Here is a 13,990-nt window from a genome sequence, read left to right as displayed (position 1 = left end):
ATGGACGCAACGGACGCGGCACGATTAGAAGCTGAAAAAATTCATCTGGCGGCAGTCGCTGAAGGCAGCGATCCATGGCGACCGCTTGAATTTGCGATTAAAGAAGCGGATAGACGCCAACTTGATGTTTATGCTCTGCCCAAGGGTGATCCCGCGCTGAAAGGAGGCCAGGCGGTATACGACAGCCAAGCAGGAGCAATTTTATACCAGGATCTCGGGACCGCGTTTGATCGCGCATTTCTTGTCGCCCACGAACTCGGACACTTAGTGCTGGAAGGAGGCCAAGATGATGTTGTAACGGTCGATGCGCAACCCGGACGGTCGATTGAGGATGCTCCAGTCGGTGCCGAAAGCTTGATGGATTATGGGGCCCGAGAACGCCGTGAAATTAAAATGGACTTATTTGCACGCGAGTTCCTGTTACCGCGTTCAGTAGCGCGTGCTCTTCATGTCGAAAATGGCTGTTCTTCTTCAGAAATTGCTCAGCGCACAGGCGCGCCTCTCCCAATCGTTCAACAGCAACTGCTAGACGCTCTATTGCTGCCAAGTCATTCGGCGGTTGGCAACGATCGTGTTACTGAGCAGGCTGTTTTTAGCTCCGATCCGTCACAGCAAGTAGCCGCATCGCATCGCGATACACCCTTTCAGTTACAGGCCGGCCCTGGTACCGGGAAAACTAGGACCTTGGTGCAGCGCATTGAAAGTCTCATCCAGGATGGCGTAGACCCTACCTCAATTTTAGTGTTGACGTTTTCGAACAAAGCAGCAAATGAGTTGAGTGAGCGAATCGCAGCTACTAACCCATTGGCCGCAGCAGCAATGTGGATCGGGACGTTCCATGCCTTTGGTCTCGATATTATTCGGCGTTTCCATCAGAAGCTGGAGTTACCGCCAGACCCCCGCCTCATTGACCGGGTCGAAGGCATTGAGTTACTCGAAATCGAGGTATCTCGACTTTCACTTCATCACTACCGAAACTTGTGGGACCCGACGCTCGATCTGAATGACATTCTGAACGCTATTTCGCGAGCGAAGGATGAGGCAATAGACTCAGCCGGATACCGCGCATTGGCCGAGTCAATGGTAATCAACGCTTCAGGCGATACAGATGCATCACTCCGAGCCGAAAAATGCCTCGAAGTCGCGCTCGTTTATGAGACCTATGAGCGTTTGATGAGAGACGGCCAACTCGTTGATTTTGGCGATCTTGTTTCACTTCCCGTGCGCTTGGCTGAAGCTGACTCAGAGGTTCGGGATGCCTTAAAGACGCGGCATAAGCACGTACTGGTCGACGAGTACCAGGATGTCAATCGATCGTCGGTAAGGCTCTTAAAAGCCATCGTGGGAGAAGGCGAAAACCTCTGGGTGGTTGGTGACGCTCGACAATCCATATATCGCTTCCGCGGTGCCTCGACTTCTAATATGGCACAGTTTGGTACAGATTTCCCGGGTGCAGTAGCCGAACAATTAGGCGTCAACTATCGCTCGAGGCAAGAGATAGTCGATACCTTCTCAACTTTTTCTACGACGATGAAAGCGTCGATGGGCGCGATACCTTTGGCGCTAACTGCTAACCGAGGAAGTGCCGGGGCCAAGCCTGAATATAGAGTTGTAGGATCAGCCGAGGATGAGATTGCTGCGGTCGCCGCATCAATCCGGGAGCAGCGTGAGTCAGGTACTGCGTATCGCGAGCAAGCACTTTTATGTGCGTCAAATACACGGTTGAGCGAAATTGCCGAAGGTCTGGAGGCAAGAGGGATCCCTGTGCTTCACCTTGGAAGCATCTTTGAGCGGCCTGAGATAAAAACCTTGTTGGCAATGCTTTCCGTACTCAATGACGCTTCAGCCATTGGTCTGATCCGAGTATCGGCGATGGCGGGTTATGAGATGCCCATGCCGGAAACCGTCAACCTAATCCGGCATCTTCGCGCAAGTAAATCTGCACCTTTAGATTGGCTGAGTGAGGAGAGTTGGCCTTCCCTATACTCCGAGGACAGCAAGGAAAAATTGTCATCTATCGCTCAGCTCTTTGAGGGGCTAAATCCGAGGGGAAACCCGTGGAATATCCTGGCCTATTGGGTTATTGACCGTCTAGGCCTCGCAAAAAATCTTCATTTGGCAGCAGATGCGCAAAGCAAAATGAGAGGGCTGGCTCTTTGGCAATTCCTTAATTTTTGCCTCAAGCAACCCTCTGGTTCTGGGCTACCGTGCATTCGTCTACTCGACCGGATTCGCCGATTGGTTTTGATTTCTGGTGATCGTGGCCTTCGGCATCTGCCAAAGGCGGCTGGCGGAATCGATGCTGTGCGTCTGATGACCATTCACGGCAGTAAAGGGCTAGAGTTCCCGACTGTTCATCTGCCAGGGATGGTGGCCGCAAGCTTACCCCGCAACAATAGGCCACCACGATGCGTACCTCCAGACGGCCTAATCTATGGTTCTGAAGGGCTTTCAGGCCTTGAGGCAGTGAAATCCGGGCACGAGGAAGAGGAAGAGTGTCTTTTCTTCGTTGCCCTTTCCCGATCCCGTGACAAGTTGTTCCTATACGCATCGTCATTTCAAGCTGATGGTAAAAAACGTAATCAATCTAAATTTATAGACCCAATCCGACAACATTTAACGCAACCAACCAACCCACCGCTTTTGGCGGCGGATGTTCATCCTAAACCTCGACTGGATATCTTATGGGAGGAAAAGCCCATTTGGGATGACAGTCAGATTGCGCAGTTTGAGCGTTGTCCGCGTAGATTTCTTTACTCACACGTCCTGGGGCTTGGGGGGCGCCGCACTGAAACGGCTTTCCTCAAAATGCACAATGCTGTCAGGACCGTCTCGAATTGGTTGAAAACCGACTGTGAATGTATAACTCCGAGTCAGAGCCAGATTGATGCAGCCTTCGATACAGCATGGTTGGCTGAAGGTGCAGTCGATCATGGTTACGCTGAGGACTACCGAGTCATTGCACGGCGGCTCGTAGACTACCTCGTCAAAAGCCGAAGCGAGGGTACGCTGATCCACGCAGTCCCGATTTCAATCGACGGCGTGCATGGTGACATCGTCGTTAAGCCAGACAGCGTTGCGCGTAGCGATAGTGGCCAGATCATCGTAAGGCGAGTGAAAACAGGGAAGCCAAAATCCAATGAATTTGACGACATTGAGTACACCCTACTCCACATGGCCGTCACTCAAAACTATGGCAGTTCGGCCAAAGTTGAGGTCACTTACCTCACAAGCGAGACTACCGATCTGATGTCCATCACGGACCGAAAGCTAAACACGCGAAGGGAAAACACCACCCGGATGCTGAGCGAAATCAGGTCGGGAGCCTTCGCCCCTAGGCGTGAAGCGAGGGTTTGCCCCTCTTGCCCCAATTTTTTCATCTGTGGTGATTTACCAGATGGGACTGTCGTTGGAAAAAATAATTAAATCAGCTTTCCGGTTTCTTCCAATGCTGCGATTGACCTAGTGAAGGCCAAGAAAACTCGCAAAATGCGAGCGGCTATCCGAGGTAATCCATATGCAATCTCAACACCCAGACAGTGAAAATCGTGTTCCCGTAGAAGACGTCGCCGCTGCAATCCGTGAGGGGCGCCCCCTCAAACCTGCCCACCTTTACAGTATTCTTGTTGCTGATGACCAGCTCAACGAGCGCTATTTGGAGCTGAGTGACCCAGTGCCAACAGGCCGCCAAATCCTCACCGCCGCGGGTATCCGTCAGGTAAACGAATACAGTATTTACGCGATTCTTCCGTCCGGTGAATTCGAGGATTTGCGGCTTGACGAAACCTATGACCTGCGCGAGCGAGGCGCTGAGAAATTCATCATTTTTCAGACAGATCGCTCGTTCAAGTTCAGCATCGACGAGAAGTCGATGGAGTGGGGCAAACCCTCAATCAGTGGAAAGGTTTTGAAGGCTTTGTCCGGCGTCCCAGCCGAAACATATGATGTTTACCTTGAGGTACGCGGCGGGCAAGATTTGCTGATTCGTGATTCTGACCTGGTTGACTTGAGTAAACCCGGCATTGAGCGATTCATTACTCTTATCCGCGACACCACCGAGGGCCTGACTTCTCTGCCGGAAGTTGACCAACGCTATCTCCAACGCCATGGAATTTCTGCGCAAGTAGTCTGCGAGGGACCCCATACAGGAGTAGTGCTGCAACAGGTACAGCTTCCAGAGAATAAATTCGACCACCCTACTGCAGACATCCTTGTGATCTTGCCACCCGGCTACCCTGACGTTGCGCCTGACATGTTCTTCTGCGACCCGTGGTTGAAGTTGACGACAGTTGGTCGTTACGCGACGTGTGCAGATCAGCCACACGCATTCTCTGGGCGCAATTGGCAGCGGTGGTCCCGGCACAATAGTGCTTGGCGGCCTGGCGTCGATGGCCTACATACCATGATCAAACGTATCGAGCATGCGTTAATGGAGGCCAAGTGATGTCCAACATAGCGCTAGATATTACGTTGCTTACTTCTCACGAAGCGGCGCTTCGCGCGCTGCTTTACCGAGAGGACGGTTCAGAGGCTGCCGCCTACGTCCTTTTCGGTAAGGCAGAAATCAATGAGGATCCTTGGTCAAAACAACCTCGCATCCGTTTGATCTCACACGAAGTAGTTCCTATCCTTCCAGACGAGGTGATTTCCTCCTCTTCTGTCCATGTGACGTGGTCCACTAAGGGATTTATGCGGCTATTAGGTATCGCACAAGAGCGTAATCTGATCCCCGCTTTGGTCCACACCCATCCTCGCGCAGGCGCCTTTTTTTCTGACCAAGATGATCGCAATGAGGCTGAGTTGGCACGCACGGCCTTTAACAAGCGGAGCGCGGGTCTCGCAAGCTTGGTGTTCGGGGAGGACGAAGCCATCGCTGGACGCCTTTGGACATCAGTAACTACAACTACAGACGCGTCGTCTATCTCCATCATTGGCAGTAAAATCGAAATTCTGCAGCGTCAGGAACACGATGAAAAGTCTGAGATCCTTGATCGGCAAGCGGCACTTTTTGGTACGAGCTTCAACCCCATCGTTCGAGCACTACGTATTGGCGTAATAGGCTGCGGGGGCACAGGCAGTGCGGTGGTTTCACTTTTGGCGCGCTTGGGTGTCGGGTTTCTCGCGCTAATCGACAATGACACTATCGACACAACCAATCTCAATCGCGTTCATGGATCACGAGCAGACGACGTATCGGCGAAGTTGGCCAAGGTGGACATTCTCGCTCGTGAAATTGAGATGTGGGGGCTAGGTACGCACGTGATTACCCGGAAAGCATGGGTAGGCGATCCATCGCTGCGTGATGTATTGAGATCCTGTGACGTGCTCTTCGGATGCACAGACGACAATCAAGGCCGGCTCACAATGAACCGCATCGCTCATTTTTACGGTATTCCACTCGTTGATTTGGGGTTGCGTATGCGGTCAGCAAAAAGTGCGGCCGATTATGAAATGACAGGACGGGTTACCACAGTTAGGCCTGGCGTCCCCTGCCTAATGTGTCTTGGGGTCGTGAATGTACAACGAGCAGCCGCAGAGGGGCTGCAGCGTAATGATTCCGCCGAGTATGAGCGTCGTAAGGCCGAAGCATACGTTGACGGTGGGGGCGATCCAGCCCCAGCTGTTGTGACATTTACCACAAGTATCGCGTGCGCCGCTGTGGATGAACTAATCCAGGGACTTACGGGATTCCGGGGTGGTGAGGGTATGGTTCACAACCGGATTCGCCGGTTTGATCGCGTAGAGGATCGCTCCATGACCTGTAGACCTATTCAAGGATGCCCGGTGTGCTCAACCAGTGCCATCTGGGGGCGCGGCGACGTCAATCCGTTTTTGGGCGTTATAGGGTGATGATATGCGGAGCTTATTTACTACAACATTGCGTTGGCTTGGGTGGTTAAAGTCCGACTTCTTGATAAGGCTTGTTCCTCGCCACCCCGGCAAGACCGTGATCCCCGTCGGCGAGCTGTGGTTGGTAATCGATGACGGGGTGAGGAAATGGGCTTGCTTCACATGTCCAGGAGGATGCAATTCCAGCATCTCGCTTTCTTTGAGTCCTGACCGGAGACCTCGCTGGGTTGTAGAGCAGGACTTCTGGGGACGCCCAACGATTGCACCGTCAGTGCACCAACATAATGCCTGCAAATGCCACTTTTGGATAACCAATGGCGCCGTAATCTGGTGCAAGTCCTGAGTCCGGTATCGGATACTTTTTAGCATTTTAGGAGCACGCCGCTGACATGATATCGCCCATTACCTTCGACTTCCTGATGGGGCCCCCAAACGATCTAGTGCTGTTAGACGAGCTCGAATGTCACCTGGCAAAAAGCGCCGAAAAGTTCATAGACGAGGTGGTAAAGAAGGGTTTTGCCATTGAGTCGTTAGATTTCGAATGTTCATACAGTCCCATACTTGCTCGAGCAAAGATCACGGGGAAGAGCACCTATAAAATCACATTCGGTCGTACTCTAACCGGGGCGATCTTCAATTTAGCAACCTCGATTGCCCCATGTCTTCAAAAAGAAATGACGGGTTGCAGTGAATCGGAAACGATAGGATACACCTTCAACTACATAAGCTGGCTAATCCTGCTCCATGAGGTCGCGCATGTCACCCATGGACATCTGGAATACATTAAGAGCAATGGCAGCAATGATTATCACGAAGTGAACAATCAGCGAACGCCGCTGATCCATTTGCATACCGACCAAGAAGAGTCTAAGCGCTTTTGGAGGGCATTGGAGAGCGAAGCGGACGCCTATGCGATTAACGCTTCAGTGGTAACGTTCCGCTATATAAATACTAACGTTTGGTGGAATCAACTCAAGCCCCAGGCAATCATGCACCACCATGGGGCAATGGCTTCCGCGGCTTTTCATTTGATGCACATGCTGGCAAATGGGCACGACGACTTCCGTCACCCTGCTGCCAATATTCGGCTTGGTATTTCTCTGGCCAGCATCGAGACACTTGCCAAGAGAATGAAGTGGACCGTTGCTGGAACAGTCGAAGAAGCTATTAAAGGTCATTACCTTATGGCGTCAGATATCCTGGGGCTTCATGTGAGTATCACCCCAAAACTGGAGGCCGCATGTTATATGCTCACACTCGACGATGTAATCAACCGAGCCGGTTTTTCCCAATTTAGAATACCCATTCAATTGAGCTAGCGTCTCCGCCACTCTTCGAGCGTCGTAGCCTAGCCTCCTTGTTGATGCCCTTTGACATAATGCTGAGGGCATCTCACCGAGGCGATAGCTCGGCACTGCGCTAACCTTCTTGCATTCCAGCAGGTCCCACCCATATCCATTCCACTTAGCGACACGCACATGCTTATCGGTATCCGTCTTAGGCGCGGTGCTCGGATTGAGTAAAGGAAGAACTGGCTCGATAGCTATCTCGCCAAGGGAGCCTCCAACCATGAGTACTTCGTATTGCGCCTTGAAATCAATGTGCCCATTCCCGATACCGCCACAACCAAAATCGGATATGTGATAAATTGCCAGGCGCAAGGCCGGGTGGCCTATGCTATTGCTGGTAAATCGAACGCTATAATTTTTCCTGTTTTTGCCCACAATAGACCAACTATCAACACCACGCGTTACTTTCAATCCTGCGCACTTTTGAGATAAGCGTCAATCACTCAGAAGTGACGGAGTCCTGCCCCAAAAGCGAAGTTTCCTACTTGTAGTAGCGATGTGTAGGCACTTGTCAGCAAAACTAAACATACTTCCAGCCATTTTTTACAAAATTCCCGGTGTAATCCAAGATCTTTTTTGCTCGCTCTGGGTTTTTCAGTACACACCGTGCTGCCAAATTATGTAGCCGACCAATTCGATGCATTATCGCAACCTTGTCAGCCTCAATTGTTTTTATTTGATCCAACAGGCAATCTTGAATCAATTTTCTAGCGCGCTCGGGCTTCGGGGCATCTTTTTTAATTATATAAAGCCAAGCATCCATGATCTCTATATTCTCAAAATAATCATCAAAATATGGATGTATCCATGAATATTCACCGCACGCCTCTGTGAGCTCGACAGCGCCCGACACACCCGCATCCCCCATATCCCTGGTGCACTTTTGCATATTGCATGGATGGCAGGAAAGCGCCAAATTTACAGCTGTGAAAGCCCATTTCTTGTACTTGCCCTTGGACTTGTCGAGGAAATGCTCTATATCCTCCGTGGCATTTCTTCGCTCAACGGTTATCTTTCGTCTGCAATATATGCATCGCCCTTCTTGCTGTGCCCTGAGAGATAGACGCAATGACTTCTTTAGCTCAGTAAATTCATTGCTGCTCCATTCCAAATCTCCCCGCTCGAAACTGGCGATTTGATCCGGGTACTGGTTAAGTATATCGCGATGCAATGGCTGAAGCCTAGTAGGGCCGAAACTCATGCATACATCTCCCTCAAGTCAGCGATACGTTTAATCGTATCGTACAGAGGGTCATCCGCGTCCAGCTGTATGTTGTGACCGAGTAGATTATCTGCAGCTGCCAAGAATTTTTCTGGCTCACTGTTAACATCTGTTAGTGTCGTGAGGCAGTCTTGGATAAGAGAGGCAACCGTCAAGGATCGAGGAGAGGTTAGACCGAATAGCTCTGATAGGATTGAATCAGCGTTACGACCATAGAGCTCCGATTTCATCCAAGGTTCAACTGATGGAAGGTCGCGAATAAAACTAATATCATTTGGCGCGCTTGAAACTATGAGCGGCGAGTGCGTAGCAATCACTACTGTGCATTCATCAGCCATATTCCGGACTATGCTTACCATATCCTTGATGATTTTTGCTTGCCATTGTGGATGCAGGGAGTTCTCTGGCTCATCAAATAAAACCAGCGTACGCTCCGTCACACAAAAGCAGAGAGCCAGCGTACTAAGAAGATAGAGCCTCTCCCCCGAGCTTAAATCAGATAACCCAAGCTTCCGGAGCCCCTTCTCAAATACAATGTCATGGAGCTGTATTTCCTTATTCCGTAGCTTTGCAAGGTTCTCCTCTGTCGCGCTGGATTGTTCCAATGTATTTGTCAGCTCTAAAGTTAATCCGGTCCTTTCGGCGCGCGCAATGGTTCCCGATAATGTATTAGTTTTAGATCGTGGAGAAAAAATCAATCTGATTTGGCGTGCGAACCCCATTTCCTCGAGAATATTCCCCGCCATCGAGCCTGCAAGGCCATTGCACCCCTCCCCCAGCATGAAAGAGGAAAGTATACGAAAGGGCGCTTTTTCGGACAGGATATTACTATTTACTCTATTGCCAAAGTAAAAATATTCGCAAAGATATTTACTAGCCTCGCTTACCCTCGGGAAACGGTCATACATGGTTCCGGATAGGCATATGATACGCTGGCAGTAATTTTGGACTTCACGGTTGCGCGCGAGAAACCTGAGATATCGAGACTTCCCCAGGCCATTAACGCCAGTAATTATATGGAACTTACCCCGATGCGGCAGCATAGAGTAACCGTCATATGTTTCAAGTAAACCACCCTGGCTTATATGGCTACGAGCCTCTCGCATGGCCGTAATGCTCTCGAAATTCTTTTTCAAGAGTTTATCCTGCAAGGAAAGAGCCTCCCTCTCATCTCCCAGTGCCTCAAGGTGTTTTTGTTTTAAATATAAGTCGAGTTCTTTTTGAAGGCCGGATAACTTAGCTGACTCCGTGTGTATTTTTTTGTCGAAATCAGAAATCTCCCCCTGGTTCCTTGATAACATTTCAGAAAGCAGCTCAATTTTTCGGCCAGCTGCAAGCCCGCCATCTTCGGCGCGTGTCGCGAGCTCAATTTGCCTCGCGAACTCTTGCTCGGTTTCTGCCGACTTGAACAGAAGCTTCTGCCTCTCTAGCTGATACTCGGCGATAAGTTGTTGATAATTAAGTATCGCCAATCTCAGGCTTTCAATATTCACTTTTACTTCCTTGTTTCATTTGGAGAGCCAGAGGCTTGATTAGTGATTCTAAATTCACGGGCATAATTAAATTATTTTAAATGCCTTTGTACGCCTCGCATATTCCGATCCAGCATCGATGATGCATTCGGACATCCGTCGTACTGGCCATTTGACACATTATATTCGCTGTTCTTTACGCTTCTGGCAAGCGCAATGAATACATTGGAGGTAATGTCCATGGTGTTGGACGGGACGATCGATCCCAAGTAGAGGTTCAGTGCATTTATACGTAATTGGGAAATAATAGTGAAAACGACGGCCGTCAGAGCCATGACTGGCAGGAAGGCAGCGGAATTCACCTCTCCTTTCGGTTTCCAGTCATTTGGCATTACGACATAGTCGTTGTGAGTCCGTTGGTAAAGGCAGAAACCGAAGAGCACGATGATAGGCGGACCCCGGGTCTGAAGGAACTGCATGGAAGACACGCCCTTCCAGAAGCACCAGATAGTGATGTGCCAATAGCTGCAAAGATCCCTATCTCCGCCGTTGGGGCAACCTTAATACCCGCCTAATCGACGATATCCTCCGGGACTGATGCCGACTTGGTCATCGACTCGAATGATTTGGGAAAACGTCGTTTGGTCTGGATCATGGACAGAACCAAGATTGAGTGCGTCACCATGTCCTTCGAAGACATAGATCTCCCACATTTCTTACGCAACAATAGTCCTCGCTGGCGGACGGTTGCGTCGTGTTTAGAGGCGAGTGCTGTTGCGTATTCGAAACAGCACTCCAGCAACAAAATGCCTTCTCATATTTGAGCAACACCTTCTAATCGCACTATCAACCTAACCCAATTTCCATGGGCACTTCTTGACGCAACATGCTCCGAAGTCACCTTCTCTCAGCAACAAGATGTTTCCGAATCAGCCCGGTTGCACGCCACATTCAATCCAGAGGCTCACCTGAACCGTGTTTTCCAAAACCTCGGTCTGGCCTGAAGTTTGTGAGCATCAATCAGCATCCCGCGTCAGCTTTTCTATCAACATCCGATGCTGTGGAAATTGCGCAGTCAGTCTGCGTCTGTCACCCATCTCCATGTCCGCGAAATCAAATCCCGGCGACACGGTTTCACTGATCAAACCAAACCCGTGTTCACCCTCAAGCAGTCGCGATGCTTTCCAGAGGCCACCAGGCACGTGCATTTGCAAAAGCTGTCCCGCCAGAATATCGCTACCCATTACCAATGTTTGAAGCGAACCGTCACCTGCGATCATGCTGTACTCGATGGGATCGCCCAAATGGTAGAAATGCAGGATGTCCGATTGGTTGAAATGAAACTGGCCCACCTGCGAATCTTCCGTCAGCAATTAATAGATCGAAGTCACCAGATAACGTGGGCCACGGGTGGTTTGCAGCATGGCGCGATGATCTGCTTGAAAAGTCCTGCGAAAATAGCCGCCTTCAACATGAGGCTGCAGATCCAGTGCAGCAATCACGTCCACGCTCTTTGTTTTCCCTCGATTCATGGCCTGCTCCATTGATTGAAAGGCAGATAGGCTGATAGCTCTACTAAACGGCTATTTAGTGGAGTTAACAGTATTTCGACGAATATCGAAGACAATTGCCTCCAATTCAACGATGTAACGCATGCCCACGTCAGGGACAATCGCTAGCGCTTCAGCGTCTCGCTCGGCAGCTCTTTGAACAGCGCCCGATAACTGTTGGAAAACCGCCCCAGATGCCAAAACGACCAGTTCATCGCCACTTCGGCCACGGTGGTTTCCGTGGGCCGGCGATTGAGCAATTCGCGGTGTGCACTGTTAAGCCGGCGCAGGCGCAGCCAGTGGCTCGGGGTCATACCGGTGTAAGCCTTGAACGCCTGCTGTAATTGACGCAACGGCACCCCTGCCACCTTCGAAAGCTCAAGCAGATTGACAGTCTCTTCCGGCGAATCCGCTGCCCATTCCCCTACTCGCTTCATGATCGTCCGCTCTTCAGTACGACGCTGCAAACCGCCTCGATCAAGACGGGTGTGAGCGTTGTCGAGAATGAACAGACAGTCTTCGAGCAGCTGCTGAGTCAATGAGTTTTTATCAAACGGATCAACAGCTTGCGACAACTTCGTGAGCGTTGAGCTTAACCAGCGACTGAACAAGGCGTTCTGCCCGCAGTTAAGCGGCGCCATGAACAGTCCCTCGAGTTTCGCCACATCCAGACCGTGTTCCCGGACGAATTGCGGGCCGAACACCACGGCGATTTCCTGGTAGTTCTCCGGGGTGATCCAGATGTTGCGGCTGTCTTCGTTAAGCAGGTAAAGCGCGTTGTCACTGCGATCAAAACAGAACGCCAAGGCACCCGATGGCGCACTGAATGCCTGCTCGACGCGGGTGTTCATCTGTTCTTCGTAGACCTGCACACCTTCCAGATCCAGATAGCGGATCTGCCCGGCGAAATGCCCAGGCGACATCTGCTGGTAATGCTGGACCCAACCCGGTGTGGCGCGGATTTGTTCGGTGACATCAGCGGTATTGAACGCCTGAACCTGAAGCGGATTACACGTTGTCATGGGAGACCTTGCGCACTCTTTTGGTGCGCTTTGGTGCTGCTTAAAGTGGATAGATGGAACGGCAAGGCACGCCCAAGATAGTCGTCAACGCGCCACAGGGGAAGGGGCGGAAGATGAAACCCGCCCTCCCCGGCGTCTATAAAACCAATAACGAGGTCTTTATGAATGCCCCTTTCGATCAGCTGTTCACATGGCTGAAAGATCACAAGATTACCGAAGTTGAATGTGTGGTCAGCGACCTGACCGGCATTGCCCGCGGCAAGATCGCACCGACCAACAAGTTCCTGCATGAGCGAGGCATGCGCCTGCCGGAAAGTGTGCTGCTGCAAACGGTAACCGGGGATTTTGTCGACGACGACATCTATTACGACCTGCTCGACCCGGCCGACATCGACATGGTCTGCAAACCGGTGAGCGACGCCGTGTATGTGATTCCATGGGCCATCGAGCCGACCGCCATCGTCATCCACGACACCTTCGACAAATTCGGCAATCCAATCGAACTGTCGCCGCGCAACGTGCTGAAAAAAGTCCTGCAGCTGTACACCGACAAGGGCTGGAAGCCGATCGTTGCACCGGAAATGGAGTTCTACCTGACCCAGCGCTGCGAAGATCCGGACCTGCCACTCAAGGCACCACTGGGGCGTTCGGGCCGTGCCGAAAGCGGTCGGCAGTCATTCTCCATCGACGCCGCCAACGAGTTCGATCCATTGTTCGAAGACGTCTACGACTGGTGCGAGCTGCAAGGTCTGGATCTGGACACGCTGATCCACGAAGACGGCCCGGCGCAGATGGAAATCAACTTCCGTCACGGCGATGCCCTGGATCTGGCCGATCAGATCACCGTGTTCAAACGCACCCTGCGCGAAGCGGCGCTCAAGCACAACGTCACCGCGACGTTCATGGCCAAACCGATTGGCGACGAACCCGGCAGTGCCATGCACCTGCACCAGAGCGTGGTGGAAATCGCCACGGGCAAGCCGATTTTCGCTGATGCCGACGGCAAGATGAGCGATCTGTTCCGCCATCACATCGGCGGCCTGCAAAAGTACATTCCTAAAGTACTGCCGATGTTTGCGCCCAACGTGAACTCGTTCCGCCGCTTCCTGCCGGACACCTCGGCACCGGTCAACGTCGAGTGGGGCGAAGAAAACCGCACTGTCGGTTTGCGTGTACCAACCTCCGGGCCGGAAGCCATGCGCGTGGAAAACCGTTTGCCGGGCGCCGACGCCAACCCGTATCTGGCGATTGCCGCGAGCCTGCTGTGTGGCTACATCGGCATGGTCGAAGGCATCGAACCGAGTGCCGCCGTCGAAGGCCGCGCCTACGAACGCCGCAACCTGCGCCTGCCGATCACCATCGAAGACGCGCTGACGCAAATGGAAGAGTGCGACACCGTTGCCCAATACCTTGGCAACAAGTTTGTGCGCGGCTACGTCGCGGTCAAACGCGCCGAGCATGAAAACTTCAAGCGCGTAATCAGCTCCTGGGAGCGCGAGTTCCTGCTACTGAGCGTCTGAGCAAC

The 13,990-nt window shown here is 51.7% G+C and carries 10 protein-coding genes and 1 pseudogene; 6 read left to right on the top strand and 5 right to left on the bottom strand.

Annotated features, from left to right (window positions below; translation table 11 throughout):
- From ACYZUM_RS09980 to ACYZUM_RS09960, 5 genes are all read left to right on the top strand, one after another.
- On the top strand, window positions 1-3,426 hold the full coding sequence (locus ACYZUM_RS09980) for a UvrD-helicase domain-containing protein (protein ID WP_108184582.1): 3,426 nt from the start codon (window positions 1-3) through the stop codon (window positions 3,424-3,426).
- 91 nt (window positions 3,427-3,517) lie between these two features.
- On the top strand, window positions 3,518-4,444 hold the full coding sequence (locus ACYZUM_RS09975; protein WP_142579964.1) for a multiubiquitin domain-containing protein: 927 nt from the start codon (window positions 3,518-3,520) through the stop codon (window positions 4,442-4,444).
- On the top strand, window positions 4,444-5,850 hold the full coding sequence (locus ACYZUM_RS09970) for a ThiF family adenylyltransferase (protein WP_108184578.1): 1,407 nt from the start codon (window positions 4,444-4,446) through the stop codon (window positions 5,848-5,850). The genes ACYZUM_RS09975 and ACYZUM_RS09970 overlap by 1 nt, the downstream gene beginning before the upstream one ends.
- 4 nt (window positions 5,851-5,854) lie before the next feature.
- Window positions 5,855-6,193: a ubiquitination-like system serine protease family protein gene (locus ACYZUM_RS09965; RefSeq protein WP_108182699.1), complete on the top strand. Its 339-nt coding sequence runs from the start codon at window positions 5,855-5,857 to the stop codon at window positions 6,191-6,193.
- 46 nt (window positions 6,194-6,239) lie between these two features.
- Window positions 6,240-7,169: a hypothetical protein gene (locus ACYZUM_RS09960; RefSeq protein WP_108184577.1), complete on the top strand. Its 930-nt coding sequence runs from the start codon at window positions 6,240-6,242 to the stop codon at window positions 7,167-7,169.
- A gap of 550 nt (window positions 7,170-7,719) precedes the next feature.
- Here the strand turns inward: ACYZUM_RS09960 and ACYZUM_RS09955 are convergent.
- From ACYZUM_RS09955 to ACYZUM_RS09935, 5 genes and pseudogenes are all read right to left on the bottom strand, one after another.
- Window positions 7,720-8,400 carry an HNH endonuclease family protein gene (locus tag ACYZUM_RS09955; protein WP_108182697.1) on the bottom strand — a complete coding sequence of 227 codons (681 nt, stop codon included), beginning with the start codon at window positions 8,398-8,400 and terminating at the stop codon, window positions 7,720-7,722.
- Entirely contained in the window at window positions 8,397-9,914 is a 1,518-nt protein-coding gene (locus tag ACYZUM_RS09950; RefSeq protein WP_473061317.1) for an AAA family ATPase, read from the bottom strand. Before ACYZUM_RS09950 ends, ACYZUM_RS09955 begins: the two co-directional genes overlap by 4 nt.
- 71 nt (window positions 9,915-9,985) lie before the next feature.
- On the bottom strand, window positions 9,986-10,372 hold the full coding sequence (locus ACYZUM_RS09945; RefSeq protein WP_108182694.1) for a hypothetical protein: 387 nt from the start codon (window positions 10,370-10,372) through the stop codon (window positions 9,986-9,988).
- A gap of 537 nt (window positions 10,373-10,909) precedes the next feature.
- Window positions 10,910-11,425, bottom strand: a pseudogene (locus ACYZUM_RS09940) (cupin domain-containing protein).
- A gap of 143 nt (window positions 11,426-11,568) precedes the next feature.
- Window positions 11,569-12,465: a helix-turn-helix domain-containing protein gene (locus ACYZUM_RS09935; RefSeq protein ID WP_041063839.1), complete on the bottom strand. Its 897-nt coding sequence runs from the start codon at window positions 12,463-12,465 to the stop codon at window positions 11,569-11,571.
- A gap of 161 nt (window positions 12,466-12,626) precedes the next feature.
- On the opposite strand from ACYZUM_RS09935, the gene ACYZUM_RS09930 reads away from it, so the two are divergent.
- Window positions 12,627-13,985 (top strand): glutamine synthetase family protein, encoded by a 1,359-nt coding sequence (locus ACYZUM_RS09930; protein ID WP_108182693.1) that lies wholly within the window; start codon window positions 12,627-12,629, stop codon window positions 13,983-13,985.
- The last annotated feature ends 5 nt before the right edge of the window (window positions 13,986-13,990 follow it).

The organism is Pseudomonas sp. m6p, from assembly GCF_055760375.1.
The sequence above is the reverse complement of the archived record's forward strand: the minus strand, read 5'-3'. Positions and strand labels throughout refer to the sequence as shown.

Excerpts from the sequence above, each read along its gene's own strand:
- ACYZUM_RS09980 (WP_108184582.1), top strand. The coding sequence starts at position 1 with ATGGACGCAACGGACGCGGCACGATTAGAAGCTGAAAAAATTCATCTG.
- ACYZUM_RS09975 (WP_142579964.1), top strand. The coding sequence starts at position 3,518 with ATGCAATCTCAACACCCAGACAGTGAAAATCGTGTTCCCGTAGAAGAC.
- ACYZUM_RS09970 (WP_108184578.1), top strand. The coding sequence starts at position 4,444 with ATGTCCAACATAGCGCTAGATATTACGTTGCTTACTTCTCACGAAGCG.
- ACYZUM_RS09965 (WP_108182699.1), top strand. The coding sequence starts at position 5,855 with ATGCGGAGCTTATTTACTACAACATTGCGTTGGCTTGGGTGGTTAAAG.
- ACYZUM_RS09960 (WP_108184577.1), top strand. The coding sequence starts at position 6,240 with ATGATATCGCCCATTACCTTCGACTTCCTGATGGGGCCCCCAAACGAT.
- ACYZUM_RS09955 (WP_108182697.1), bottom strand. The coding sequence starts at position 8,400 with ATGAGTTTCGGCCCTACTAGGCTTCAGCCATTGCATCGCGATATACTT.
- ACYZUM_RS09945 (WP_108182694.1), bottom strand. The coding sequence starts at position 10,372 with ATGCAGTTCCTTCAGACCCGGGGTCCGCCTATCATCGTGCTCTTCGGT.
- ACYZUM_RS09935 (WP_041063839.1), bottom strand. The coding sequence starts at position 12,465 with ATGACAACGTGTAATCCGCTTCAGGTTCAGGCGTTCAATACCGCTGAT.
- ACYZUM_RS09930 (WP_108182693.1), top strand. The coding sequence starts at position 12,627 with ATGAATGCCCCTTTCGATCAGCTGTTCACATGGCTGAAAGATCACAAG.